At 40.9% G+C, this 25295-nt stretch carries 27 protein-coding genes and 1 pseudogene; 19 read left to right on the top strand and 9 right to left on the bottom strand.

The genetic code is table 11. The features are described from left to right. Positions 1 to 14: 14 nt before the first annotated feature. Positions 15 to 1472 carry a CoA-acylating methylmalonate-semialdehyde dehydrogenase gene (locus E0E32_RS17940; RefSeq protein ID WP_130860367.1) on the bottom strand — a complete coding sequence of 486 codons (1458 nt, stop codon included), beginning with the start codon at positions 1470 to 1472 and terminating at the stop codon, positions 15 to 17. A 317-nt stretch (positions 1473 to 1789) separates the two neighbouring features. Between E0E32_RS17940 and E0E32_RS17935 the strand changes: the two genes are divergently transcribed. The 7 genes from E0E32_RS17935 (at position 1790) to E0E32_RS17905 (ending at position 6622) form a co-directional block, all read left to right on the top strand. Then, positions 1790 to 2545, top strand: coding sequence for a DeoR/GlpR family DNA-binding transcription regulator (locus E0E32_RS17935; RefSeq protein WP_130860366.1), 756 nt, complete (start codon positions 1790 to 1792; stop codon positions 2543 to 2545). Between the two features lie 94 nt (positions 2546 to 2639). Further along, positions 2640 to 2915, top strand: coding sequence for a hypothetical protein (locus E0E32_RS17930; RefSeq protein ID WP_130860365.1), 276 nt, complete (start codon positions 2640 to 2642; stop codon positions 2913 to 2915). Continuing rightward, positions 2916 to 3107, top strand: a complete 192-nt coding sequence (locus E0E32_RS17925; RefSeq protein WP_130860364.1) for a hypothetical protein — start codon at positions 2916 to 2918, stop codon at positions 3105 to 3107. A gap of 126 nt (positions 3108 to 3233) precedes the next feature. Next, positions 3234 to 4283: a selenide, water dikinase SelD gene (gene selD / locus E0E32_RS17920; RefSeq protein WP_130860363.1), complete on the top strand. Its 1050-nt coding sequence runs from the start codon at positions 3234 to 3236 to the stop codon at positions 4281 to 4283. A gap of 112 nt (positions 4284 to 4395) precedes the next feature. Next, positions 4396 to 5484, top strand: coding sequence for a tRNA 2-selenouridine(34) synthase MnmH (gene mnmH, locus E0E32_RS17915; protein ID WP_130860362.1), 1089 nt, complete (start codon positions 4396 to 4398; stop codon positions 5482 to 5484). Between the two features lie 19 nt (positions 5485 to 5503). Then, positions 5504 to 5863 carry a nuclear transport factor 2 family protein gene (locus E0E32_RS17910; RefSeq protein WP_066191142.1) on the top strand — a complete coding sequence of 120 codons (360 nt, stop codon included), beginning with the start codon at positions 5504 to 5506 and terminating at the stop codon, positions 5861 to 5863. Between the two features lie 3 nt (positions 5864 to 5866). Further along, positions 5867 to 6622 carry a DUF817 domain-containing protein gene (locus tag E0E32_RS17905; protein ID WP_066191146.1) on the top strand — a complete coding sequence of 252 codons (756 nt, stop codon included), beginning with the start codon at positions 5867 to 5869 and terminating at the stop codon, positions 6620 to 6622. A gap of 24 nt (positions 6623 to 6646) precedes the next feature. Here E0E32_RS17905 and E0E32_RS17900 read toward each other — a convergent pair whose 3' ends face one another. Continuing rightward, positions 6647 to 7177, bottom strand: coding sequence for a YceI family protein (locus E0E32_RS17900; RefSeq protein WP_066191149.1), 531 nt, complete (start codon positions 7175 to 7177; stop codon positions 6647 to 6649). Positions 7178 to 7313: 136 nt separating this feature from the next. On the opposite strand from E0E32_RS17900, the gene E0E32_RS17895 reads away from it, so the two are divergent. From E0E32_RS17895 to E0E32_RS17885, 3 genes are all read left to right on the top strand, one after another. Then, complete coding sequence (locus tag E0E32_RS17895; protein WP_066191152.1) at positions 7314 to 7637, top strand: winged helix-turn-helix transcriptional regulator; 324 nt, start codon at positions 7314 to 7316, stop codon at positions 7635 to 7637. Between the two features lie 172 nt (positions 7638 to 7809). Then, entirely contained in the window at positions 7810 to 8757 is a 948-nt protein-coding gene (locus tag E0E32_RS17890) for an NERD domain-containing protein (RefSeq protein WP_130860361.1), read from the top strand. Between the two features lie 197 nt (positions 8758 to 8954). Continuing rightward, positions 8955 to 9635: a uracil-DNA glycosylase gene (locus E0E32_RS17885; protein WP_066191158.1), complete on the top strand. Its 681-nt coding sequence runs from the start codon at positions 8955 to 8957 to the stop codon at positions 9633 to 9635. A 29-nt stretch (positions 9636 to 9664) separates the two neighbouring features. On the opposite strand, the gene E0E32_RS17880 is transcribed toward E0E32_RS17885, so the two are convergent. Then, entirely contained in the window at positions 9665 to 10444 is a 780-nt protein-coding gene (locus E0E32_RS17880) for an ion transporter (RefSeq protein ID WP_130860360.1), read from the bottom strand. 195 nt (positions 10445 to 10639) lie between these two features. Here E0E32_RS17880 and E0E32_RS17875 point away from each other — a divergent pair, with 195 nt between their 5' ends. The 5 genes from E0E32_RS17875 (at position 10640) to guaA (ending at position 18842) form a co-directional block, all read left to right on the top strand. After that, positions 10640 to 12007, top strand: a complete 1368-nt coding sequence (locus E0E32_RS17875; RefSeq protein ID WP_130860359.1) for a TrkH family potassium uptake protein — start codon at positions 10640 to 10642, stop codon at positions 12005 to 12007. A gap of 620 nt (positions 12008 to 12627) precedes the next feature. Beyond that, on the top strand, positions 12628 to 13578 hold the full coding sequence (locus E0E32_RS17870) for an AAA family ATPase (RefSeq protein ID WP_130860358.1): 951 nt from the start codon (positions 12628 to 12630) through the stop codon (positions 13576 to 13578). Continuing rightward, positions 13575 to 14825, top strand: coding sequence for a DUF58 domain-containing protein (locus E0E32_RS17865; protein ID WP_066191171.1), 1251 nt, complete (start codon positions 13575 to 13577; stop codon positions 14823 to 14825). The genes E0E32_RS17870 and E0E32_RS17865 overlap by 4 nt, the downstream gene beginning before the upstream one ends. After that, complete coding sequence (locus E0E32_RS17860) at positions 14822 to 17017, top strand: transglutaminase TgpA family protein (protein ID WP_130860357.1); 2196 nt, start codon at positions 14822 to 14824, stop codon at positions 17015 to 17017. Before E0E32_RS17865 ends, E0E32_RS17860 begins: the two co-directional genes overlap by 4 nt. A gap of 304 nt (positions 17018 to 17321) precedes the next feature. Continuing rightward, positions 17322 to 18842 carry a glutamine-hydrolyzing GMP synthase gene (gene guaA, locus E0E32_RS17855; protein ID WP_130860895.1) on the top strand — a complete coding sequence of 507 codons (1521 nt, stop codon included), beginning with the start codon at positions 17322 to 17324 and terminating at the stop codon, positions 18840 to 18842. A gap of 297 nt (positions 18843 to 19139) precedes the next feature. Here guaA and E0E32_RS17850 read toward each other — a convergent pair whose 3' ends face one another. From E0E32_RS17850 to E0E32_RS22700, 6 genes and pseudogenes are all read right to left on the bottom strand, one after another. Beyond that, entirely contained in the window at positions 19140 to 19676 is a 537-nt protein-coding gene (locus E0E32_RS17850; RefSeq protein ID WP_130860356.1) for a hypothetical protein, read from the bottom strand. Between the two features lie 484 nt (positions 19677 to 20160). Then, a complete protein-coding gene (locus tag E0E32_RS17845) occupies positions 20161 to 20370 on the bottom strand; it encodes a hypothetical protein (RefSeq protein WP_130860355.1) in 210 nt (69 codons plus the stop codon). A 216-nt stretch (positions 20371 to 20586) separates the two neighbouring features. Next, positions 20587 to 20985 carry a hypothetical protein gene (locus E0E32_RS17840; RefSeq protein ID WP_130860354.1) on the bottom strand — a complete coding sequence of 133 codons (399 nt, stop codon included), beginning with the start codon at positions 20983 to 20985 and terminating at the stop codon, positions 20587 to 20589. Positions 20986 to 21164: 179 nt separating this feature from the next. Further along, a complete protein-coding gene (locus tag E0E32_RS17835; protein ID WP_130860353.1) occupies positions 21165 to 21548 on the bottom strand; it encodes a DUF4183 domain-containing protein in 384 nt (127 codons plus the stop codon). 144 nt (positions 21549 to 21692) lie between these two features. After that, entirely contained in the window at positions 21693 to 22163 is a 471-nt protein-coding gene (locus tag E0E32_RS17830; RefSeq protein WP_165445070.1) for a DUF4183 domain-containing protein, read from the bottom strand. A gap of 53 nt (positions 22164 to 22216) precedes the next feature. Further along, a pseudogene (locus tag E0E32_RS22700) lies at positions 22217 to 22396 on the bottom strand (hypothetical protein); the annotation flags it as partial. A gap of 284 nt (positions 22397 to 22680) precedes the next feature. On the opposite strand from E0E32_RS22700, the gene E0E32_RS17820 reads away from it, so the two are divergent. The 4 genes from E0E32_RS17820 (at position 22681) to tnpC (ending at position 25282) form a co-directional block, all read left to right on the top strand. Continuing rightward, entirely contained in the window at positions 22681 to 22878 is a 198-nt protein-coding gene (locus tag E0E32_RS17820; protein ID WP_042532689.1) for a cold-shock protein, read from the top strand. A 233-nt stretch (positions 22879 to 23111) separates the two neighbouring features. After that, positions 23112 to 23282, top strand: coding sequence for a hypothetical protein (locus tag E0E32_RS22370; RefSeq protein WP_165445009.1), 171 nt, complete (start codon positions 23112 to 23114; stop codon positions 23280 to 23282). Then, positions 23272 to 23628: an IS66 family insertion sequence element accessory protein TnpB gene (tnpB, locus tag E0E32_RS17815; RefSeq protein ID WP_042528993.1), complete on the top strand. Its 357-nt coding sequence runs from the start codon at positions 23272 to 23274 to the stop codon at positions 23626 to 23628. The genes E0E32_RS22370 and tnpB overlap by 11 nt, the downstream gene beginning before the upstream one ends. A 97-nt stretch (positions 23629 to 23725) precedes the next feature. Further along, a complete protein-coding gene (tnpC, locus tag E0E32_RS17810) occupies positions 23726 to 25282 on the top strand; it encodes an IS66 family transposase (RefSeq protein ID WP_130859703.1) in 1557 nt (518 codons plus the stop codon). Positions 25283 to 25295 lie beyond the last annotated feature (13 nt).

Below are 25295 nucleotides of genomic sequence, written 5' to 3'. Positions count from 1 at the left end.
TGTCTATTGGTTGCCTAAGAGAAATCTGGTTCTGGATAACGAGCGGTGACGACTTTTTTACGTGTATAAAAGTCGACGCTGTCTTTTCCATTGGCATGAAGTGTCCCAAAAAAGGAAGATTTCCAACCAGAGAATGGGAAAAAGGCCATGGGTGCTGGCACACCTAAATTAATGCCCAACATGCCTGCATCTATATTCTCACGGAAATAGCGAACCGATAAAGCATTGGTGGTAAAGAGACAAGCCCCGTTAGCAAACTCTGATTGATTGGCATATTTTACAGCTTCTTTGAGATTTTTTACTCGAACAATGGAAAGAACGGGAGCAAAGATTTCCTCCTGCCAAATCGACATATCTTGTGTTACTCCATCAAAAATAGTTGGACCTACGAAATAACCCTCTTCTACTTGTTCGCTACGTCCATCACGCACTAGTTGTGCGCCTTCTTCAAGCCCTTTTTTAATATATCTTAAAGTACGTTCTTTTGCCTCGTCACGGATGACAGGACCTAAGAAAACACCTTCATCTAATCCATTTCCCATTTTGATATCGTCGGTTGCTTCTTTTAGTTTGGTAACGAAGGCATCGGCAATGGATTCCTCTACTGTCACAACTGCACAAGCCATACAACGCTCGCCAGCAGAGCCAAAGGCGGCACTGATAATTTCTTTTGTAGCAAGGTCTAAATCAGCGTCAGCTAATACCGTTGTATGATTTTTGGCACCTGTAAGAGCTTGCACACGTTTTAGGTTTTCGCTGCCACGTTTATAGACATATTCTCCAACTGGCTTAGAACCAACAAAAGATACAGCTTTGACAAGTGGATGATCAAGGATGCCATTTACGACATTATGTGCTCCATGAATAATCGTGAAGACACCCTTTGGCAAGCCAGCTTCATCTAACAACTCTGCTAATCTCTCTGCAAGCAGTGGGGTCTTTTCCGAAGGCTTCAAAATAAAGGAATTTCCCACGGCGATGGCCATTGGGAACATCCAACATGGAACCATCATGGGGAAGTTGAATGGTGCAATACCCCCAACGACACCAACCGGATAGCGATAGTTGGCTGCTTCAATATTTGAAGCGATGGTGGAGAGCGAATCACCCATCATCAATGTTGGGGCACCTGCTGCAAATTCCACGTTCTCTATTCCACGACCTACCTCGCCAAGTGCCTCACTGTAATTTTTTCCATTTTCCTTCGTGATCAGAATGGCAAGTTCTTCTTGATGTGCTTGTAATAGATGTTGATATTGGAAAAGAATACGCGCTCGTTTTGCTACGGATACGTTTTTCCATTTATCTTGAGCGACTTGAGCAGCTTGTACGGCTTCTTCAAAGTCTGCTGTTGTTGAGATAGGTACTTTTGCTAGTACTTCTTTGGTTGCTGGATTATAGACATCTTCATACTGATTGGTTTTACTGACTAGCCATTCACCGTTAATAAAGTTTTTTAGTTTTCTAGACATGGAAAGTTCCTCCTTTAAGATATGTTTGTCGGATCATTTAATATGAATGCGTTTTCGTTTCTGCAATGATTATAACACATGTCTATCAAAAAGTTAACAATAAAATGATGATAAATTGATATATTTTTGGTTAACTTTTATATAACATCCTCATTTGAATTAGCTTATTCTGTTTAAAACAGTTTATGAGGGGAATAACATAAAGAGATTAGTGAAAGAGTAAGTTAAAAAGAGAAATTGTAAAAAAATGATGAACTTTTGATTTTGTTTTGATAGAATGTAAGACAAATAGATAAAAAGGATAAGGAGAATGTCCTATGATGAAAGCACAACGGGTTAACGCTATTCTAGAGTATGTCAAACAAAGGGAGTCGGTTTCCCTGGACGATTTGATGGAAGAGTTTAATGTATCAAAGAATACGATTCGACGAGATGTACAAGAATTAGCAGATAGTGAGAAATTGGTGAAGGTTTATGGTGGTGTTTCGATTGCCAAGCCGCTAACAGTACCATACCAAGATCGAAAGGTGAAGAAATTTCAAGAGAAACAAGCAGTAGCAAGACTTGCCGCACAGTTTGTCGAGGATGGCGATATTATATTTATTGACTCCGGTACCACTACTGGTGAAATGCTTCCTTTTATTACGGATAAAAACATTACCATTGTGACCAATAATTTGGATTTCACGTTGGAGGCTACTGGTTACCCACATTTGCATATTTATTCAACCGGGGGCATGTTTGAGCGTTCGACCAGATCGTATGTGGGCACCGAGAGTGCGAATATGATTAGTAAGTATAATTTTAACAAGGCATTTATGGCCTCAACGGGACTTTCGTTAAGCAAAGGAATCACTAATTCCTCTCCGCTGGAGACACAGATTAAGACGAAGGTGATTGAGAAGAGTGAGCAGGTTTTTGTCATGGTGGACCATAGTAAGTTTGATAGTTATTCCTTAACTACTTATTGCGACTTTAATCAAATCGATTATCTCATTACCGATCAAAAACCAGATGAGGTATACATGCAGAATAGTGCAGAGAATAGTTATAAGGTTATTTATCCAGAATAAGAACAATAAAGTCATTCCCAGGTTGGGGATGGCTTTTATTATTTAACGATTCTATGTATGGAACGTATGCGAGATCCCGGAAACGACAGCTGCAATGATGGGCGGTTCTGGGAAAATAATCGTCAGTCTAGGGATGACGCCCAAAATCAGAGGGGAAGATGGGAAAAAGGTCGTCATCGTAGAAATGACGGCCAAAATCGGAGGGAGAAGCGCGGAAACGGTCGTCATCGTGGAAATGACGGCCAAAATTGGAGGGGAAAGCGCGGAAATGGCCGTCATCATGGAAATGACGGCCAAAATCGGAGAGGAAGCTGAGGAAATGGGCGTCATCATGGAAATGACGGCCAAAATCGGAGAGGAAGCCGAGTAAATGGCCGTCATCATGGAAATGACGGCCAAAATCGGAGGTAGAAGCATGGAAATAGCCGTCACCGTGGAAATGACGGCCAAAATCAGAGAGGAAAGCGCGGAAATGGTCGTCATCATGGAAATGACGGCCAAAATCGGAGAGGAAGCCGAGGAAATTGCCGTCATCATGGAAATGACGGCCAAACACCCATAATCTAGATCAAAATCGAAACTTTGGTTGTTATCATGTAGTGAATACTAATAAGATTCTAGTCAAAGGGTTTCTTTTTTTATATGTTAAAATAAATAGATAAACGAAAATAGGGAGAGGTTGAATATCATGAGTAGCACGGAATCTATTAAACTAACCGCTTTATCCTCTAAAGGAGGGTGTGGCTGTAAGATTGGACCAGCAGATCTACGGGAGGTACTGCAATCTTTTTCACCTGCGACCGATAACGCCAATTTGTTAGTTGGTTTGGATACAAGTGATGATGCAGGAGTTTATCGAATAAATGACGATACCGCAATCGTCCAGACGGTGGATTTTTTTACACCGATTGTCGATGATCCTTATTCTTTTGGTCAAATTGCGGCAGCCAATGCGATTAGTGATGTTTATGCAATGGGTGGGACACCGTTGACCGCCCTTAACATTGTTGCTTTTCCGATCGCTGATTTGGATAAACAGATATTAGGTCGTATTCTGGCAGGTGCGGACAACAAACTAAAAGAGGCAGGTGTCACCTTACTGGGTGGACACTCCATCGACGACCAAGAACCAAAATTCGGTCTGGCGGTGACGGGCACGATTCATCCTGATAAAATTCGGACAAATAGTGGTGCCAAGCCAGGTGATGTACTTATTTTAACCAAACCGATTGGTGTAGGGATCCTGACTACCTCGATTAAGCGTGGCTTATTAACTGAGACAGAGGTTGAACGTGTCACTCAGGTGATGGCTACCTTGAATAAAGAAGCCGCTGAAACAATGGACGACTATCAAGTACATGCCTGTACCGATGTGACTGGATTCGGCTTGCTAGGTCATGCCTCCGAAATGGCCAAAGGAAGTCATGTCGAATTGCAGGTTTTTGCTCACCAAGTACCCGTATTGCCAAGGGTAAAAGAGCTTGCTGAAGCTGGAGCAGTTCCTGGTGGTACGAAGAATAATTTTAATTATCTAAAAGACGACATCTCGTTTGCCGAATCTCTGGATCAGATCGACCAATGGATCTTAGCTGACGCGGTGACCTCAGGCGGTTTATTAGCAGCTGTGCCAGAAGCTGAAGCTGAATGCTTACTTGCTGATTTGCAGAATAAAGATATGGAGGCAGCGATCATTGGAAAAGTGGCAGACGGAAACGGACATATCGTGGTTGAGGAATAATAACGTAAACTTCCTATAAGGGTCTTTGGAGCTTGCTCCATGGGTAGGGTAGTAACATTCCATTAACGATATTCCTGCAAATCAAAGTTTTATCTAATGAGGACGTGAGAACATGTTTCAAGATATTAGTCTAGATGATTTATTAAGAAAACAGAAAGAAGAATCTGTTGCATTAGTGGATGTCCGATCACCAAGAGAATTTGCTGAATTCCATATTCCTGGGAGCATCAATATCCCTGTGTTTGATAATGAGGAAAGGGCGGAGGTAGGGACTATCTATAAAAAGGTTGGTCCAGAAGCTGCTAAGGAAAGAGGATTGGCTATTTTTTCAGCAAAGTTGCCGTCATTTATCGCCGCATTCCAATCGTTAGACAAGGAAAAAATGGTTTACTGCTGGCGTGGCGGCATGCGTAGTAAAACGGCTGCCACGGTATTGGATTTAATGGGAAAAACGGTTGTGCGGCTGGATGGCGGGATTCGCTCTTATCGTCAATGGGTGGTTCATCGCCTGGAAGACCCGTCGTTTTCCTCCAATGTGTATGTGTTAAATGGTTATACGGGTACGGGAAAAACGATCTTGCTGAACCGATTGAAGCAGCAAGGCTATCCTATCCTTGATTTAGAAGGTATGGCCAACCATCGTGGCTCGATATTTGGTCAGATCGGACGAGATCCTCATAATCAAAAGGTGTTTGATTCCTTATTGGTTCAGGAAATAGAACGTTTGGAACAATCACCGTTTATCCTGTTAGAGGGGGAAAGCAAACGGATTGGCAAGGCAACGCTGCCACCCTTTTTGCTTGAAGCGAAAGAAGCAGGCACGCAATTGTTCATTCACCTGCCTGTGGCAAAGCGTATTGAAAACATCTTGTCCGAATACGATCCGGTACAGCATCAAGCAGAGATCATGGAGTCTTTTCAACTGATCAGAAGGCATATCCATACACCCGTTGCCAAAAAAATTGCCGACGCACTACACCAAGAAGATTTTGCTGAGGCGGTGGCGTTATTATTAGAGTACTATTACGACCCGAGGTATCAGCATTCCATGAAGGATTATCCGGATGACCGGCAAATCCATATTCATGCCCAAAACATGGACGAGGCACTGGAGGAAATAATCGATGTCATCCATCAAAAGGAAAATCAGGTGAATGCCAGTCTTTTTTCTTCTTCATATGGTAGAATGAAGAAGGAATAAATAATAGGCAGGTGTAAATATGGAGACAGCAAATCAACAGTTTTTTCGGACATTTAATGAAGCCTTTGTAAGGGCAGACGCAGAAACCATTTTGGCAAGTGTAACCGATGATATTACGTGGCGTATGGTAGGGAATGACACGATAAAAGGGATAGACGACTTGAAGATGGCATTGCAAGGGATGGATCAAGGACATTTTTTTGAACAGGAAACGGAATGCTTGATTACTCATGGAAAACAGGCCGCTATCAATGGCACAATCCATTCAACGGATGCCAATGGAGAGCAACGTCATTACAGCTTTTGTGATATTTATAAGCTGAATAAGCATAAAAATGGTAAGATCAACGAAATTATCAGCTATGTCGTGGAGATTTAACCAGTGAAGCAGCTATGGAGATTTGGGCTGGAACAAGCGAAATCTTGTGTGTTTGCAGTCGTTATTTTTTCCAGCTTGGCAATTACACAGATATTAGCTGTTCCGCATCGGTATGATCTGATTCTGCTCATTTGTGTAGTGACACAGGTGATCATGCTGGCAACAAAGTTGGAAACATGGGATGAATTAAAAGTGATTTGTGTGTTTCATATTATCGGGCTGGCATTGGAGTTATATAAGGTACATATGGGCTCGTGGAGTTATCCTGAAGATGCGTGGACCAAGGTATGGGGAGTGCCGCTCTATAGTGGGTTTATGTATGCCAGTGTCGCCAGTTATCTATGCCAAGCTTGGCGGAGATTAGACGTACAGCTGGTGAAATGGCCGCCGACTTGGGCAGTGGCTCTGTTAAGTTTGGCCATTTATTTTAACTTTTTTACCCATCATTATATCTATGATCTGCGTTGGGTGTTAAAGGTGTCGACCGTTTTGCTGTTTCTTCCTACGGTCGTTTATTATCATGTTAATCGGAAAACGTACCAGATGCCATTGGTTTTATCCTTTGTTCTTATTGGTTTTTTCATTTGGATTGCGGAGAATATTGCGACTTTTTTTGGCGCGTGGCAATATCCGGGACAATCGCAGACGTGGGAACTTGTTCATCTTGGTAAAATCAGTTCGTGGCTGCTATTGGTGATTGTCAGTTTTTTGATCGTGGCGATGTTGAAGCATTTAAAGGAAAAAAAGCCAGCACTTTAGCTTAAGTGCTGGCTTTTCTGTGTTTTATGATTCTACAACAAATTCAAACCCGCCACGTACTTTAATGTCTCTGCCAACTAATACGCCGCCAGTTTCCAAGGTAGCGTTCCAAGTTAAACCATAATCTTCACGGTTGATTTTGCCTTCCACATCAGCCCCTGCAATCATGTTGCCTTGCATTGGGTCTTTAGCAATACCATTATATTCCACTTTAAAAGTCTCGGTTTTGGTTACACCTTTAATCGTAAGATCTCCAGTTACCTCAAACTCATCGTCGTTTACTTTTTTGATGTTCGTGCTTTCGAAGCTGATCGTTGGAAATTTTTCTACCTCAAAGAAATCAGCTGATTTTAAGTGACCGTTACGATCTTCGTTATTTGTTTCAATGGAGGATACATCAATCGTAACCTTCACATTGGCAGCTTCTAAATTTTCGAAGTCTCCATCAAATGTGATATCAAAATCTTGAAATTCACCTTTCGCTTTTGAAACCATCATATGCTTTACTTCAAAATGTAACCCACTGTGTACTTTATCTAAGCTTACGTTTGCCATAATCAAATGACCTCCTAAAAATTATTAACTTACTTTATGTAACTTAGTATATATTTATTAATTCATTACGTCAAGTAATTTATTTATTTTATTTCTGTTGATTTTTTGTTATACTATAGTCAAAGAGGTGAAGGGTATGGCAGATACAGAGATTTGCCCAAAATTTGAAGCAGCATTAAATATATTAAATAAGCGCTGGACGGGTTTGATTATCTTTCAACTGCTGGAAGGACCGCAACGCTTTTCTTCTATTGAATCAGCCATTGGCATTAGTGGACGGGTACTGTCGGAACGGTTAAAGGACTTGGAGAAACAGGGAATTATCAGACGATCGGTATATAATGAAACGCCCGTGCGCATTGAATACGAATTAACAGACAAAGGGATTGCCTTACAGCCTGTCTTGGAAAATATTCAAACATGGGCCGATAACTGGATGGAGAAACAGCCACTTGTGTAAGGTATTCCCAAAATAGCAGAAAACCAAACGGCAAAGTGTTTATTTTGCCGTTTTTGTTATGCCTAAAGAAGAAAAGGAGAGCAATTAACAGACAAGTTTTGCGATTTTGCCTATTTTGCAGAATCCCTTATGTTGTGTATGCTGAGAAGATAAGTTACAAGGGGGGATTGGCATGAATGATAAGTTGCCATTATTTTTAAAGCAATACCGAGTGTTGAACAAATACTTGCCAAGGCAGCATGCAAGTTTTATTTCATTTGATCAAGCATTCAGGCGGTATGAGGCAGGGTATGCCGGAGAAGACAGACTTATCTATTTTGTAGAACAGGCGGCTACCTTTTCTTTTCCTTATATAAGAGGGTTGCGAATGGAAGCACCGTCACCATTTCAAATGGATTGGCTGATTTTAACCGAAGGATTCCGTGTGATTTTTGAAGTGAAGGCACATGCGGGAACGATTTATTTCGATCCGAGATCCCATCAATTGACACGGGAAAACGAGGTGTTTGAAGATCCATTGCTTCAAGTGGATCGCCAATTTGCTCATTTACGTAGGTTTTTCAAGCAACATCAGATTAATCCGTTACCTACTTATCGCTATGTGGTGTTTGTCAGTCCGAATGTAATACTCAAGCTGCAGGATTTTCCGGAATATACTCGGATTATAACCAGTCAGAAGGTGCCCTTTGTATTAGAAGAATTGTTGCGTCAACATCCTGCGCAAATATCTACTGCAGAAAATCAACGTATTATTACCCTTCTCCAAAACGCTCACAAAGAACGATTTCTTCCCATCTTGCGAAAATATAACCTAACGATTAATCAATTAATGAAAGGAATAATGTGTGACCATTGTGACCAAATGATGGAACGCGTGCGGCTAAGTTGGCAATGTCCGGTTTGCGGCAAACGACAACGAGAGGCGCATAAACAAGCCTTATATGACTGGGCGTTGTTAACAGAAAATCGTTTAACGACGTCCATCGTGCGGGATATCTTACGGGTGGATTCACTAGATGCGACGCGTAAACTGATTTACCGCTCCGATTTGATAAAAAGAGGAAGTGGAAAAAACACCTATTATGAACACCCGGATCTAGTTAACATAATACGAAACTGACTGGAAAGGAGCTGCAACTGTCCGTTAAAAGTGGTAAACCGTCCGGAAAGAGCGCAAAACTGATCGGAAAGAAGCTGAAACCGTCCGGAAAACGCTCAAAACCGTCCGGAAGCCACACACCATCATGAATACACATCGCCTCAGCAAATATGTTAAACTAGCAGTAACCATTCTCGGGAGCAAAAGGAGAGGAAAAGATGTCGAAACAGATTTTGCAAAATGACTGGGCAGATAAGCTAGCCTCTGAATTTGAGCAAGATTACTACATACGCTTAAGAGAGTTTTTAAAAAAAGAGTACCAGCAATTTACCGTATATCCGAATATGTATGATATTTATAATGCCCTGCACTACACCCCATTTCAACAGGTGAAGGTGGTTATTTTAGGGCAGGATCCTTATCATGGACCGAATCAGGCGCATGGGCTCAGTTTTTCGGTGAAGCCAGAGGTGGATATCCCACCATCGTTGAAAAATATTTATAAAGAGCTGCACGCTGACATCGGCTGTGCGATTCCCAATCATGGCTATTTGGTCGAATGGGCGAAGCAAGGTGTTCTATTATTAAATAATGTCTTAACCGTTAGACAAGGACAGGCCCATTCGCATCAAGGAAAAGGGTGGGAGCGATTTACGGATCAGGTGATTACCACATTAAATCAGAAGGAGACACCTGTTGTGTATATTTTATGGGGAGCGGCCGCTCAGAAAAAACAGGCGCTGATTGATACATCAAAACATTTTATCATTAAGTCGCCACACCCCAGTCCATTGTCCGCCCATCGCGGCTTTTTTGGCAGTCAACCCTTTTCCAGGGCAAATCAAATCTTGCAGGACAACGGACGGCAGCCGATTAATTGGGCGATTACAGCAAAATAAGGAAACCCGCCATTATGAGCGGGTTTCCCTTATTTTTGCTGGAGCATTTGTTTTATTTCTCGGATTTCTTTCCTTAATTCTTTGATTTCACTAGTATCTGTCTTGATCTCTCCTGTATCTTCTTCCACTTCATCACTGATTTTTTGGGCATTATTGACGATCTCACCGACGATTAAATTAATCATGATGAAAGCGGCAATCACGATAAATGAAATGAAATATAACCAGGCAGAGGGCTCTTGTTCAAAAATCGGTCGAAAAATACCGCTTGCCCAGGATTCTAAGGTGAAAATCTGGAATAAAGTGATAAAGCTTAAGAAAATGTTGCCGAAATATTCTGGGGCTACCTCGCCATAAAAAGATGTACCCAAAACAGCATAGACATAAAAAATAATCAGCATGATCAGAAGGACACTACTAATCGTAGGGATGGCCATAAATAACGCAGCAACGATTCTACGCAGTGTTGGAATAGCAGTAATCGTACGAAAAACACGCAATACTCGGAAAATACGCAATACACTAACAAATGGAGTGCTGTACAAAATCACACTTCCTAATACAATCACAAAATCAAAAATGTTCCATGGATTGGAGAAGTAACTCTTTTTTAATACGGCAATTTTCAAGGCTACTTCGATAGCAAAGATGAGCAATATCACGATATCCAGGATCATCAGCGGGGCGTGGAAGCGTTGATAAATAGCAGGGAAAGTTTCCATTCCAATTAATATCGCATTGACAATAATCAAACCCATGATAAAACGGTTAAAGCGTGTACCCATTACAAACATTCGTAATCGTTTCATTTCATTTCTCCTCATATAGTATCATTCATTACATAAGCAAGTAACACGATATATATTTTAAATGGTAACGAACGGAAACTCAACTGTGACTACCGCCTGAATGATAGATAACGAAATTTAACAAATAAACCGTGATAAATGTAAAGTTATATGATAAACTATCCTCTAGCTGATTTACTTGAAGGAGATATAGCAATGAAGTGGCTAGATAAAATAAAAGAATGGTCCAAACAAGGTTCCGCTATCCAGCATATTGTTGTTTACTATTTGCTGGCGGTCATGCTCGGTATGGCTTTGGTCAGCGTCCCTTTTTTTCATCGGGAAGGGATTGAGTTATCTTGGATTGATGCCCTATTTACTGCAGTCACATCGATCAGTGTCACGGGATTGAGTGTTGTTTCGATACCAGAGGTGTTCAATGAGGGGGGTCAAATTGCGATCGCCGTGATCATGCACCTAGGCGGTATTGGTATCATGTCGATGGGTACGTTTATTTGGGTGCTTTTAGGTAAAAAAGTCGGCATGCGCAGCCGGCAGATGATCAAGGTAGACCAGAATAGTAAGAACTTAGCAGGACTTGTTCATTTAATGATAACTATTTTCAAAATTATTCTTGTTATTGAAAGTATTGGTGCGATCATCCTATCCGTACATTTCTTGAATTATTTTGATACGGTAAGAGAAGCAATTCATCAAGGGATATTTGCTTCCATCAGTGCCACAACCAATGGCGGTTTAGATATTACTGGGAATTCATTAATTCCGTTTGCTGATGATTATTTTATTCAATTTATTCATATGATTTTGATTGTATTAGGAGCGATTGGTTTTCCTGTCTTAGTCGAATTGCAGGAATTGTTGCGAGGAAAACGGAACGATGTCCATGATCGTCATAAGTTTTCCTTGTTTACGAAAATCACCACAGTAACCTTTTTTTGGTTGGTAGTACTAGGTGCGATCGGGATTTTTGTCTTAGAGAAGAATCAATTCTTTTTGGATAAGTCTTGGCATGAAACCTTTTTCTACAGTTTATTTCAGTCGGTCACTAGCCGGAGTGGTGGTGTGACTACTATGGATATGAATGAGTTTTCCATTGGCACCTTGTTCTTTGTCAGTGTCTTAATGTTTATTGGGGCTTCTCCTAGTAGTGTTGGCGGCGGGATTCGTACAACCACTTTTGCGATTATGTTGCTGACGATCTGGAATTATGCCAAAGGGAATTCAAGTGTCAAAGTATTTGGTCGTGAAATTGATCATGAGGATATTTTACGTTCTTTTATTGTTATCAGTACGGCGCTGCTCTTATGTGTAGGTTCGGTGCTTATCCTCATGCAGACCGAATCCTTTTCGATTATGGAGATCATGTTTGAGGTGACTTCTGCCTTCGGAACATGTGGTCTTTCCTTGGGGATTACTCCTGATTTGTCGGGAGTTGGCAAGTTATTAATTATGTTTTTAATGTTTGTTGGGCGTATCGGCATCTTTACCTTCTTGTTCCTGATTCGCGGCGACGAGAAGAAAGATCGATTCCATTATCCAACCGAACGAATTATTATAGGGTAAGAAAAGTGGCGCACAGTCGCCACTTTTTTGTGGAGAAATAGGAATGTGCATATCGGATGGGATTGTCTTATTAACGTTTGTATAAGCATGGATCCATAACAGTCAAAGAACTGTCGGATCGTGAAATGCTGTCTGTAAGAACAGATCTCGCGGACTGAAGAGAGCAAACCGCGATCCACAGTCCGTAAGAACGGATGATCTCGCGGACTGAAGAGAGCAAACCGCGATCCACAGTCCGTAAGAACGAATCTTGCGGACTGAAAAAGAGCAAATCGCGATCCACAGTCCGTAAGAATGAATCTAACGGACAAAAAAAGGCCGACTCGCAAAGTTTTGTCCGTAAGAATGGATCTAACGGACAAAAACCGTCCGCCTCGCGAAGTTTTGTCCGTAAGAAATCTCTAATCCCTCCTCGAACTCACCAATTCTCCTATTATTAATCAGTTAAAGTAATTAGATAGACGGCGGAGTATTAATGGATGGAAAAAAAACCAATAATATTTGTAATAGATAATTCCTCCCACTTCTCAGTTTAATCAGTATACGTAGGCTGCCTGGATATAGTATAGTTAAGGTAGTGAATATTATCAGACATGCTAATGCAGAATGGAGGCGGATATATGGAATACAATAAAGAAATAGCAGCTATTTTAGAAAACATTGAAAAAGTACTAATAGGCAAACAACGAGAGGCCATGTTGAGTTTGGTGGCATTGCTGGCAGATGGGCATGTCTTGCTGGAGGATGTACCTGGTGTGGGGAAAACCATGATGGTGCGGGCCCTTTCCAAATCATTGGATTGTGAATTCAGCCGTATTCAATTTACCCCTGACTTATTACCATCTGATGTGACAGGTGTTTCGATATACAATCCGAAAGATATGGAATTTGAGTTTCGCAGTGGTCCTATTTTTGGCGATATTATTTTGGCGGATGAGATTAATAGAACCTCGCCAAAAACACAATCGGCACTTCTGGAAGCGATGGAAGAGATGAACGTGACGATTGATGGAGTCACCAAGTCACTCAAAAAACCCTTTTTTGTCATGGCGACGCAAAACCCGGTTGACTATGAAGGCACCTACCCGTTGCCAGAGGCACAGCTTGATCGATTCTTAATGAAACTAAGCATGGGGTATCCCAATGAAGCGGATGAAATCGAGATGCTGAACCGAACGGATCAAGTCCATCCTATCGAATCTGTCAAACCAGTTATTCATCGCGAACAACTCTTAGATATGCAAAAACAAATTGAAGGACTTTATGTTGATGGTACCGTCAAGCAATATATTGTACAATTAACAGCTGCAACACGGGATAATCCTTATGTTCATTTAGGTGTCAGTCCACGTGGTTCGATTGCGTTAATGAAAGCCGCTAAGGCATATGCATATGTACAGAATCGAGAGTATGTCATCCCCGACGATGTCATGTATTTAGCCCCATATGTACTGCCCCATCGCATTATGTTAAGACCAGAGGCGAGGTATGAAGGAATTACGCCTGCTAAGCTGCTGCAGAATATCCTTGAGGAAGTGGATATCCCTGTTAGAAGGGAACTGCATGGATGAGACGGCTAGTCAAGGAAGTACAATTTATCCTCTTACTTGTTCTTTTATTTGTGTTTGCTATGTTTCAAGGTGGGTTTGTTAGCTGGTTTTTGTTTTACAGTATGCTGCCCATTCTTCTCTATTTAATGGTCATCCCTTTCTACCCATTGAAGAAATGGAACGTTACCCGGGAATTATCAGACCGTTATTTAGCAACCGGGTCTAAGCTGGAGGTAGCCATTACGATCAAGCGAAAGGTTCCTTTTCCTATTTTTTTCTTAATTGTTGAAGAATCTTATCCGGAAACACTTCAGTATCGAGATATTGGAAAGGGTAAATATCAATATCTAGCCGATTCCAAAACCTTCAAGGAGCGAGAACCGATTAAGAAAGTGCTGCATATTGGATTTCGCAGGCAGGTGACTGTGCGTTATGTCTTAGATCATCTGCCAAGAGGGGAACATCATCTAATCCATACAAACATCACGATTGGTGATGCCTTTGGATTTATCGAAACCTCGTGGCGATTCCAACAGCAGCAGGAATTCTTTGTCTATCCAGCGGTTCATCCGATGAAATGGCGATTGCAACCGGAAAGTCTGGAGGAAGGGAATACCTCTTCCCAAATCATGAATGATAAATTATCCAATATTGTATCTGGTGTGCGTGAATATATACCAGGAGATCGTTTTGCTTGGATTGATTGGAAGACAACCGCACGAAAAGATACGATGATGACCAAAGAGTTTGAGCAGGAGAAGGACGCTAATATCATGGTCTTACTGGATATGAGTCCCGTTGCTCATCAATGGCTGGTGTTTGAAGCGGGTATTCAGTGGGCGATTTCCATCCTGTATATTTTGCGTAAAAAAGATCAGCAGGTGTCTTTCCTGACCTTAGGAGATCGTGATCGTTTCTTCTCCTCCCATCAGTTGCACACACAATTTGCAGCAGTACAGAATTATCTGGCAACCGTCCATCCAGAAAGAATAACGTGGATGGACAGTCTGCAAAGCTCTAATCAAACGTTCGCCAAGGGTAGTGTCTTCTTGTTTGTCGTGCACCAATTAGACCAGGAATCGGTTGATCGCTTGTTAAGCTGGCGTACACAAGAGTTTGTCCTAGTTTGTTATATAACACCACACGAACAATTGAACGAACAGATCCAACAACGGATCCGGCAGCTGCGTCACCGCCATATAAGCGTGCAGATTATTACCGAGAAAGAATTATTACAAAAGGATTGGGAGGTGACTCCAACCCTATGAATATCAAACGAATCTCCATTCCAATCATGTTTTTGGCAGGTTTTCTACTATTTTGGGAATGGCTGCGCCCGCTAGGCGAGGTAACAGATACAGGCAGCATGTACGTCTTTGTGGTATACACGGCCATCTGCTTCCTTGCTTCCTATTTTATCAAAAATGGATTTGCTCGTTTTTTTGTTAAAATAGCTGCGTTGATTCTCGCGCTGGACTATTTATTTTTCGATCCATTATTGCTTTCCAGCAGTTGGGTACAGCAGTTATATTTAGAATTATCACTTAATTTTGAAGTGATTGAGCAGAATAATTGGGTAATGATGACCTCTTTTTTCCGGAGTCTCTTGTTTATGATTGTCTTGTGGTTAATGAGCTATCTCTTGCATTACTGGTTTACAGTAGCGAATAAATTCTTTTTGTTTGTCGTGTTGACCTTTATTTATTTGGCTATTCTAGATACGTTTACGGCTTATGATGCGCAATTTGCTATGGTGAGGACGTTTATTATTTCTTTTGTGATGCTTGGGTTGAGCCGTTATCTTAAGCTGATCGAACGAACAGGACGGTCTGGAACGCGGCGGAATCTGTTTCAATGGCTTGCTCTCGTAGCAGGGATTATTACCTTTGCGACACTTGCAGGCATCTACTTGCCAAAATTGGATCCGCAATGGCCCGATCCCGTGCCTTTTATCCAAAGCAATGCCGATCATATCGGATTTGGTACAGGAGGTACGGTACAGAAAGTTGGTTATGGAGAGGATGATTCCCAGTTAGGTGGGTCCTTTGTTCAGGATGATTCATCGGTATTTGAGGCGATTGCCCATGATGATGTCTATTGGCGTATTGAATCTAAAGATGTTTATACTGGAAGCGGCTGGGAGCGTTCTGCCGATTTAAATTATGAAATGCTTGAAGACGGTGTGATGGATTTTGAAACATTTTCGATGTTCCGAGTTGAAACGGATCCTTACACCGCAACGATACGACCGGATGTGCAGAATGCGTTGCCTAGGATTGTGTATCCTTATGGTGGTGATCAGCTCTCCACCAACAACCCAACCAATTTTTATATGGATAAGCAATTCGGTATTATCGAGGCAGAGACAGGCGAACAGAACCAAAGTACGTCGTATTCGGTTGATTACGAGGCACCTTCCTATTCAATCAATGCCTTGCGTGAAGACCCTGGAAATGATGAGGCTGAGATTCGTGATCAATACTTGCAATTACCAGATGAGCTTCCCGAACGTGTAGGTGAGCTGGCAGAGGAAATAACGGTGGAAGCAGATAATCGTTATGACCGTGCAAAAGCTGTTGAAGGCTATTTTGGCGCAAATGGCTTCCGTTATCAAACGACAGATGTCTCGATACCAGAAGAAGGGGAAGACTATGTCGATCAGTTTTTATTTGAGACACAGGTTGGCTATTGTGATAACTTCTCGACATCAATGGTCGTGTTATTGCGATCATTAGACATCCCAGCAAGGTGGGTAAAAGGGTTCACTGGTGGAACGATGGCAACCGAACAGCCGCCATTGCCAGATGAGTATTCTTTATATGAAATAACCAATAACAATGCCCACTCTTGGGTAGAAGTATATTTCCCTGAAACAGGCTGGGTGGCTTTTGAACCAACGAGCGGTTTCGCTAATCCGACTGATTTCTATTATGAAGCGGCAGATGCTGACAATGATTCAGATGAAGCGCAAGAAACGGAGACAGACCCAACCGAAAATCAGGAAGAACCAGAAGAAGAAACGGAAGAAGAGGAAGAAACGGATGACAATGCAGCTTCAGGTGTAAGTGATAATCAAGATCACTGGAATGGCTGGCCTTATGTCTGGACTGGCTTGGGAGTTGTACTGTTGATCCTTGGCCTGATTGCTTATCTGAAACGTCGGAATATCCAGCATTGGTATGTACAGCGCAAATGGCATCGATTATTAAAGAATCAGGAGGTCGAATCCGCCTATATGTATCTATTAAAAGTGTTGGCGTTCAGAGGATACAAGTTAGGAAAGGGACAGACGTTAAGGCAATATGCTAAGAAAATGGATGAACATTTTGATACTACAGAAATGTCAGAAATTACCGATATCTATGAAGGATATGTGTATTATAAGCAAAACGCCAATCAAGCGGAACTGAAACGATTACAACAGTTATTCAAGCAATTGGGTAGTCGAATATTTACTTGACCCGTGTCAAAACGATTGATAAAATAGATAAAAATCACTGGTATGTCATGAGTTATGTGAAAGCTAATTAGTAAACCTTGGATAAGGATAGATTAGTGGAATGTTAGCTTTTGTTATCCTCACTTAGCTACTAAGCAGTCACTAAGTGGGGGATTTATGGACGATCATTTGCTTAGGCTTACTGCCTTTCTGCATTACGTATAGAAGAAAGGCAGATTTTTATTGTCTTTTCTAGTGAAGAGAAGAGATAAATAGGGTGTTTAGGGAAAAGGAAGGGTGGACAAACGTGGATGTAAATAATGAAATGATTTTAGTATTAGATTTTGGCAGTCAATATAACCAATTAATCACGAGAAGAATTCGTGAATTTGGTGTTTACAGTGAACTGCATTCCCATCGCTTAACCGTTGAAGAGATCAAGGAAATCAATCCAAAAGGAATCATACTATCAGGTGGTCCTCACAGTGTTTATGGTGAGGATAGCTTTCGCTGTGATGAGGGTATCTTTGACCTGGGGATTCCGGTGTTAGGAATTTGTTATGGTATGCAGTTGATGACCCATCACTTTGACGGAGTGGTAGAACGTGCCAATCAACGAGAATACGGCAAAGCTGATATTCATGTAAAAGAAGGTTCCATCCTATTTGAAGGAACACCGCAAGAACAGGTCGTATGGATGAGCCATAGTGATAAGATTATGGAAGCACCAAAAGATTTTGTGATTGAGGCGACCAGTTCTTCTACTCCAGTTGCTGCCATGAGCAATCGTGAGAAGGGGCTATATGGTGTGCAGTTCCACCCTGAGGTACGTAATACGGAGTATGGTAATGATCTGTTGAAGGCTTTTGTCTTCCAAGCTTGTGCATGTACAGGCGATTGGACCATGGCGAATTTCATTGATATGGAAGTGGACAAGATCCGCGAGCAAGTAGGCGATCGTAATGTATTATGCGCCCTAAGCGGTGGTGTCGATTCATCGGTTGTAGCAGCATTGATTCATAAAGCCATTGGTGATCAGCTTACCTGTATTTTTGTTGATCACGGTTTGCTTCGGAAAGACGAAGGTGAAACCGTGATGCGCACCTTTCGTGACCAGTTCCATATGAATATTATTAAAATCGATGCACAGGAGCGCTTTTTATCCAAATTGACTGGTGTATCTGATCCAGAACAGAAGCGTAAAATCATCGGTAATGAGTTTATCTATGTATTTGATGATGAAGCGGCCAAACTGGAAAACATGGACTTCTTGGCACAAGGTACGCTTTACACTGATATTGTAGAGAGTGGTACCGAAACGGCTCAAACGATTAAATCACACCATAATGTAGGCGGCTTGCCGGAAGACATGGAATTCCAATTAATCGAGCCGTTAAACACCTTATTTAAGGATGAAGTACGCGCGCTTGGTACGGAATTAGGTGTGCCTGGTGAGATCGTCTGGCGTCAGCCATTCCCAGGACCAGGCCTTGGTATCCGTGTCTTAGGTGAAATCACACCTGAGAAGGTAGAGATCGTTCGTGAATCAGACGCGATCTTACGCGAAGAAATCAAGCATGCCGGGCTTGAACGTGACATCTGGCAATACTTCACCGTGCTTCCAGACATTCGCAGTGTAGGTGTTATGGGCGATGCTCGTACGTATGATTATGCCATTGGCATCCGTGCGGTGACTTCTATTGATGGGATGACCTCTGACTGGGCAAGAATCCCATGGGATGTGCTGGAGAAGATATCAACGCGGATGGTGAATGAAGTCGATCATATTAATCGTGTACTGTATGATGTGACGAGCAAGCCACCTTCTACCATAGAGTGGGAATAATGGGAAATAATCCCTGAACCTTGTCACACCAACATTCTGAATCAATCATGGTTCTACTTTGGGTTTATTAATTTATTTAACATATTAGCCACTTCATGCTGCTTCGTAGGGTATAGGTGGCTATAAGTGTTTAATGTTGTATCAATGTCATCATCACCTTCGTCAGAATCCTATATGTCTGTTTTTTTAACACTGTATTTAACAATCAATTTTTGTGCCATCATGAATGCGGATTGACTTTCTTCATCAATCATTCCTTTCTTGTATTTAAATAATAATGATTCATTCAACGATGTTTTATAAGTGACCAAGTAATTGATAGATTCCAAAGAACCGCAAGGACAGGACCGTAAGTAGTAGGATACATGTTAATAGAGGATAAATAGCATACATAGCTGCAAAATCCCCATATGAACGGGAATATTTAAGTTTCATAAATCCTTCAGCCAGTAAGTATATGAGTAATATTGTGGTACTTGTCGCTAAGAAAATAAGGCCAATCGCACCTGCATTGAACCATATTAAGCCTAGTAATAGAAGTAATATGGCGATTGACTCTCCTGCTGTTCCTGCTGCAATGAATATCCAGGCAGCGTATGTTTCTTTTCTATATTTTCTAAAGGTGGATATATAGTTTTCTGAATCGGGGCTGAGCCATTCTTTATCGTACAGAGCAACATGAGGAGGATTGCCATCTAGTTGTACTTTTAATTTATTTTTAGGAATATTAAGCATTCTTCCTGCCAAGTAGTGACTATATTCATGGACGACAATCGTAAACCATACTGCAGAAAATAAGCTAACAACAGTACTAACGATTTGAGATAATGGCACGGTTCACACTCCTTTTGAAATGGATATTGGGTTAGTATACCTATTATACGATAGATGGCCTAACAAACTCCATTGGCACAAAAGTAACGAGTTTCTAGGAACACTCCTGATTTATTGTTTTATATTTCAAACAAACAACAGTGGTCTAAGCTGTTTGACCAAGGCTAGTCCCAAGCCTGATAGAATACCATGCAGGTCGTCAGCTAATAGAAAGCATGAACAGTAGGTCTGCTTGTCTTTGCTCTTTTCAGTTTTATTTATCCTTCTTTTTTCTTTTTGTTAACGTTGTTATACTAGCAATAGCTACGCCAAGTACGGATACGAATATAATAATTATAGCTTCCAACTGTATCCCCCCTCATCAAAAAAACAAAAATGGAATGATTTAAAACGATGCAGGATTACTCTTAATCTAGCGTATAACAAGCATTTGTTTATTACAAGTAGTACAACTTACGAATACTGATGAAAAAGAATGTTCATTTTAGCTTTTTAGTCTGTTTAAATTTTGCGATATGGTTATTTGAAAGTTATGGATGAAGTTGATCAGTACAGGAACAGCGTCTTCTGCTGAATATTGATTATCTGACAGCATATTAAACGCTACACTTACTAATTGCTCTTGCATTTCTGAAAGCAATAATTTCTTGTTTAATTCATCAATTAAGGTTTCTTTTCGCTCGTTTCTCTCCATTAAGACCTCTCTTGTTCGGTCGCAGATTTTGATTCAATGTGTTTAACAAGCATTTCTATCGTCACCTGATCGCTCATACTTTTATCGAAAAGCGCATCACCATGTTTATGCTATTTTGTTTGGGGAAGATAGGTTAAATATTGTGGTTTGGACAATCATTATTTATACTCAAACAAGTATATTTATTGATACTTTTCCATTCAGAGAAGGTCTATCTTAATCATGAAAGCTACCCAACATCATAAAATCCACAACAATCCCACTCATTGGATTTTCCGAACCTAATACACTGATGCCTAGAACGGTTACACCACTAATATTTGTGACATTGGCTGAAACATATTTTCCAGTAATGTTCTTCTCACGCATTTGCACTCTTGGTCTTGCATTTATCGTAGAATTTGTTGAATAAACACTTGCCACCGCATAATCAATCGTATCTAATAATGAATTTCCATCTGCTAATCCATTGTCTGTGAAATAAAGGGTAGCTATACCATTTGCATTTGACGTAGCCTGTCCATAAACCATTCGTTTTACTTTTTGTGGGTTTTGCTCTCCTGCCTTAAATAGTTGAATAGCTGTCGGACCCAAGGTAAAGAATTCCATACTCATAACTACTCCCCCTCTGCTTTAAAAGAAATGAAAAGTATGACGAGATAATGTTATTCAAACTTCCAAAAAGTGCGGTCATTGAAACAGACTTTTTCTTAGGTGAGGTGTTTATGGTGAAAATAGTTACATTTCCTTGTGCCCTGCCAGTATCTGGCGGGCACAAAGGTAGCACTTTTATTCTAGGTGTCAAATGTCCCTGAGGATGTTGCTGCAAAATTAACGACTTGCAAGATAACGGTTTGGTTTGCTGGAATGGACTCTCCACCAGCAGGAACAGCAATGTCTAATGAACCAGTCCCTGTAGCACCTGGTGTATATGTTGATATGCCTTGCATTTGCTCAACACCGTTAATTTCCACAGTGAAATAATTATTATCTTCTGCAAGTTCTGGAAGTGTCGTTACCTCTTCACCATCATCCCCCAGGAAACTTGCAGCATCAATAGATAAGGTACTTCCTGCTGCGGTATCTGCTGTTGTGATGTAAAAGAATTTCGAGGAATCAGGATTAACATCGGTGTCAATGGTGCCACTAATAGCGATTTTCATTAACTGAAGTGCCATGTTCATTTTCACCTCCATTTTCTATCAACCACATTTTATTCTATGAAGAGGAGTTGGAAATGCTTGGTCAGGTTAACTAGTAAGTATTGGAAGTTAACAAATGCCCCATTAAAAAAGGCATATATACTAAATAGCAAGGTGATATTATCCTTTAACCGTGACAAACAGAAGAATAATTGGGGCATCCTTTGGAGGAAGGTCACTGGATTCTAAGTGAAGAATACCTTCCTCGACATGGTAAATGGATGGGGGCTGCAACACGCCATTGACAAATAAATGGAGAGTTGAAACATTGTTCGGATCAAGTATATCACTACTTCCATATTGCTTTAAGGCATCGTTGTTCGTATAAACCTTTTTCCCTTCTTCGGCAAGGGTAATGTATTGAAGAGTCTCCACTCCTATGGGGTTTGGTGTGTACCCAGGGGATATATTGATGGTAATGGACGGATTAAATGTAGGATTAAATGTATTTGTATTGGATGTGTTATTTTCATTTCCCTCATGAGTTCTTTTACGCTCTTTATTGCAATGGTGGCAGTGACAATTTGGATAGGAATCCCTACCAAGTAACTCTCTAGATTTATTATTATAGCCATATTTTTTTTCCTTCAACGGTATTTCACTCCCTCCTAAATGACATTTTGATGTGCTTTTCTATATCTTATTTAAAAAGAAGGTGATTTGACTGTGCAACTGGCTGTATTTGGCAAGTAAAAAATGTATGCTACTTGCCGTCCGAACGATTGCTGTATGAATGATTCCTTATAACGGAAACTTTCACCGTTAAAAAAGAGTAAATGTGAATGATAAATAAGCCGGTCCATCACCGCATCTGTTAATATTGGATTTCCGAAAACAGGATTCTATTGCCCAGATGGAAGGTTAGTAATAATCTCTGTAATGATGAATAAAGGATGCATTAATTGAACAAGAAGACCGTCTTTCAAACTACAGAGAGAGAATGGTATCTTTTTTTAGTGCCATGTGTTATATTATAAACAACTTAATTGTTCGTGCTAGCAATACAAGATTTATGTCATAACTTTACAATTTATATCATCGTCTTGAATTATTATCAGAACAACCAAAGTAATAAACGTGTGCATGATGCACAATGGAGGAATTTCATATGAACACAGGTTCAGTCAAATGGTTTAACGCAGACAAAGGTTTTGGATTTATCGAAGTTGAAGGTGGAGACGACGTATTCGTACACTTCTCAGCAATTCAAGGCGAAGGTTTCAAAACATTAGAAGAAGGTCAAGCAGTTACTTTTGACATCGAAGAAGGTAATCGTGGGCCACAAGCAACTAACGTTGTTAAATAATAATTTATAATTGATAAAAATCCTTTCTGTTACAGAAAGGATTTTTTATTTTGCCCCGTTTAAAATTTGGTGTAAGTATTATTTTTGGGGGAATGGTTACAAATGCCTTCACAATCTATCAGAAACAATTACAAGGTGTTTATAAATGTAAGCGGGAAATAATAGACCGCATTCTATTATAACGGAACTACCTCTATACTTGGATTTAACAAGTAACAGGAGGTAGTTTTTTCATGAAGGAAAACCCGATTGTTCCCGTAACGATTCCAGCACCATCTTCCTCTACGCCTGTAAATCCAGTAGCGGAAGTTTCTTGTCATTCTCTACAGCTAACAATCTTTGAAGGTTGTCAGGAATCTTTGGCAGTAGCCTTGATAAAGGAGGTGTGCCGTCATGCTCGTTGACTTCTCCCAGATGAAAAATTGTTATTTAGTCTGTGGCTATACAGATCTTCGCAAAGGCATTGATGGTCTGGCTTCCGTAATCACCAGTCAATTTCAATTAGATATTTTAGATGAATCTGTTTTCTTATTCTGCGGGAGAAGAACGGATCGATTTAAAGCTCTCTGGTTTGATGGAGAAGGTTTTTATTTGCTTTATAAGCGATACGATCAGGGAAAGTTAACTTGGCCGCGTTCGCAAACCGACGTTGAAAAACTGACACCAAAACAAATCGAGTGGCTGTTTGACGGTTTTTCCATCTATCAAAAACAAAAAATTCAACCTGCCAAATTAGGTGTCCTCACTTAATCATGGGGGAGAGAAATTGTTTTTTAAATTTTTTCTTCCCTTTTTGATAAAGTGTGGTACGATAAAAGAAATTATTTGGACACAGGGGGTGAATACGTTGACAGAATTGGAAAAGAAGCTGATGAAACAAATCGAACATTTGACAATTCAAAATGAAAAACAAGCAAAACAAATTGAACAGCTGATTAACCAGCTGACCAATATGAATCGTCGACTATTTGGAACATCATCCGAAAAGAATTCTCAAGGTCAACTCTCCTTCTTCGAAGAAGACAATAATCCCCCTTTTAGCGAGGCAGAGCAACCTGCAGACAAAGCCGTTGAAATAGAGACCATCTCTTATCAGCGAAAAAAATATCAAGGGCAGCGGGCCGATATCACAAGAGACTTGCCTATCGTGGTGGAAGAGCACACTCTTCCGTCCGATAGCCAGGTCTGTTCGTGCTGCGCCAGCCCATTAAAACATCTTGGGAAGCGAGAAGCTCGAACGGAGTTAGAGTTTATCCCAGCTCATTTAGTAAAACATGTACATTATGAACATGCTTATGAATGCTTAGCCTGTAAGAAAACCGGTCAGAATCACATTCTCCGACAAAAAGCACCGGAACCAGCCATAGCTAAAAGTTTAGCTGGACCGAGCGTGTTAGCCTGTAATCTCTATCAAAAGCTGGAGATGAGTATTCCTTATCATCGTCAGGAAAAAGAATGGGCAAGATATGGGTTGAAGGTTTCCCGGCGAACGTTGGCAAACTGGGCGATTCGAAGTTCCGAAGAATGGCTGGAGCCATTGTACCAACAAATGAGAGAAAAATTACTTCTAGAACCTGTGCTCTCCGCTGATGAAACGACCTATCAAATTTTACGCCGGGCAGACGAAAAGTCAGCTACAGCCGATGCGAGGATATGGTTATTTCGAACAGCGGAAGCTGCCAAACATCCCATTATTCTCTACCATTCTTCCGAGACACGCCGGTTTGAAGTAGCAGAAACCTTTCTCAAAGGATTTCAAGGACTTCTTCATTGTGATGGATATTCCGTCTATCAAAAATTAGAAGATGTGCAACTTCAAACGTGCTGGGCGCATGTTCGGAGAAAGTTTTTAGAGACCAATGATTCAAATGGACAAGGCGCCGTCGGCGTCCATTACTGTGACCAGCTTTTCAAGCTGGAAAGGCAATGGAAAGATTTATCTCCAGAGGAACGCCTGCAGCAACGCCAGCTGGAAAGCAAGCCGTTACTGAAGGAGTTTTGGGGATGGCTGGACGCTCTCGTTACAATGAAAGGTCCTTTACAAAAAGCTGTGGATTATACACAAAAGTTAAGGGATTCCCTTCAACGCTTTTTAACAGACGGACGCCTTTTCATTAGTAATAATCTCGCAGAACGTTCCATTCGGCCTGTCACCGTCGGACGTAAAAACTGGTATTTTTCAACCAGCGTAGCTGGAGCTCATGCGAATACCATTGGATACAGTGTTATCCAAACAGCTAAAGAAAATGGAATTGATCCGTTTGAATACTTAACCGTTTTATTTACGGAACTTCCCCAGCTTAATATTTTTCAAGACTCGGAACAATGGGAAAACTATTTTCCATGGAGTCCTTATATCCAAGCCAAGGTGAAGCCACTTTCAAAACATATAAAACGAGCATAATAGCCCTAATGGA

This window comes from Gracilibacillus phocaeensis, assembly GCF_900626275.1.
Classification (GTDB): Bacteria; Bacillota; Bacilli; order Bacillales; family Amphibacillaceae; genus Gracilibacillus; species Gracilibacillus timonensis.
This window is presented reverse-complemented; position numbering and strand designations above follow the sequence as displayed.

Excerpts from the sequence above, each read along its gene's own strand:
- E0E32_RS17930 (WP_130860365.1), top strand. The coding sequence starts at position 2,640 with ATGATGGGCGGTTCTGGGAAAATAATCGTCAGTCTAGGGATGACGCCC.
- E0E32_RS17880 (WP_130860360.1), bottom strand. The coding sequence starts at position 10,444 with ATGAAACGATTACGAATGTTTGTAATGGGTACACGCTTTAACCGTTTT.
- E0E32_RS17835 (WP_130860353.1), bottom strand. The coding sequence starts at position 21,548 with ATGGCACTTCAGTTAATGAAAATCGCTATTAGTGGCACCATTGACACC.
- E0E32_RS17870 (WP_130860358.1), top strand. The coding sequence starts at position 12,628 with ATGGAATACAATAAAGAAATAGCAGCTATTTTAGAAAACATTGAAAAA.
- tnpB (WP_042528993.1), top strand. The coding sequence starts at position 23,272 with ATGCTCGTTGACTTCTCCCAGATGAAAAATTGTTATTTAGTCTGTGGC.
- guaA (WP_130860895.1), top strand. The coding sequence starts at position 17,322 with ATGATTTTAGTATTAGATTTTGGCAGTCAATATAACCAATTAATCACG.
- E0E32_RS17925 (WP_130860364.1), top strand. The coding sequence starts at position 2,916 with ATGGCCGTCATCATGGAAATGACGGCCAAAATCGGAGGTAGAAGCATG.
- E0E32_RS22370 (WP_165445009.1), top strand. The coding sequence starts at position 23,112 with ATGAAGGAAAACCCGATTGTTCCCGTAACGATTCCAGCACCATCTTCC.
- E0E32_RS17885 (WP_066191158.1), top strand. The coding sequence starts at position 8,955 with ATGTCGAAACAGATTTTGCAAAATGACTGGGCAGATAAGCTAGCCTCT.
- selD (WP_130860363.1), top strand. The coding sequence starts at position 3,234 with ATGAGTAGCACGGAATCTATTAAACTAACCGCTTTATCCTCTAAAGGA.
- E0E32_RS17895 (WP_066191152.1), top strand. The coding sequence starts at position 7,314 with ATGGCAGATACAGAGATTTGCCCAAAATTTGAAGCAGCATTAAATATA.
- E0E32_RS17840 (WP_130860354.1), bottom strand. The coding sequence starts at position 20,985 with ATGAGTATGGAATTCTTTACCTTGGGTCCGACAGCTATTCAACTATTT.
- E0E32_RS17910 (WP_066191142.1), top strand. The coding sequence starts at position 5,504 with ATGGAGACAGCAAATCAACAGTTTTTTCGGACATTTAATGAAGCCTTT.
- mnmH (WP_130860362.1), top strand. The coding sequence starts at position 4,396 with ATGTTTCAAGATATTAGTCTAGATGATTTATTAAGAAAACAGAAAGAA.
- E0E32_RS17890 (WP_130860361.1), top strand. The coding sequence starts at position 7,810 with ATGAATGATAAGTTGCCATTATTTTTAAAGCAATACCGAGTGTTGAAC.
- E0E32_RS17860 (WP_130860357.1), top strand. The coding sequence starts at position 14,822 with ATGAATATCAAACGAATCTCCATTCCAATCATGTTTTTGGCAGGTTTT.
- E0E32_RS17875 (WP_130860359.1), top strand. The coding sequence starts at position 10,640 with ATGAAGTGGCTAGATAAAATAAAAGAATGGTCCAAACAAGGTTCCGCT.
- E0E32_RS17865 (WP_066191171.1), top strand. The coding sequence starts at position 13,575 with ATGAGACGGCTAGTCAAGGAAGTACAATTTATCCTCTTACTTGTTCTT.
- E0E32_RS17820 (WP_042532689.1), top strand. The coding sequence starts at position 22,681 with ATGAACACAGGTTCAGTCAAATGGTTTAACGCAGACAAAGGTTTTGGA.
- E0E32_RS17940 (WP_130860367.1), bottom strand. The coding sequence starts at position 1,472 with ATGTCTAGAAAACTAAAAAACTTTATTAACGGTGAATGGCTAGTCAGT.
- E0E32_RS17845 (WP_130860355.1), bottom strand. The coding sequence starts at position 20,370 with ATGGAGAGAAACGAGCGAAAAGAAACCTTAATTGATGAATTAAACAAG.
- E0E32_RS17900 (WP_066191149.1), bottom strand. The coding sequence starts at position 7,177 with ATGGCAAACGTAAGCTTAGATAAAGTACACAGTGGGTTACATTTTGAA.
- E0E32_RS17935 (WP_130860366.1), top strand. The coding sequence starts at position 1,790 with ATGATGAAAGCACAACGGGTTAACGCTATTCTAGAGTATGTCAAACAA.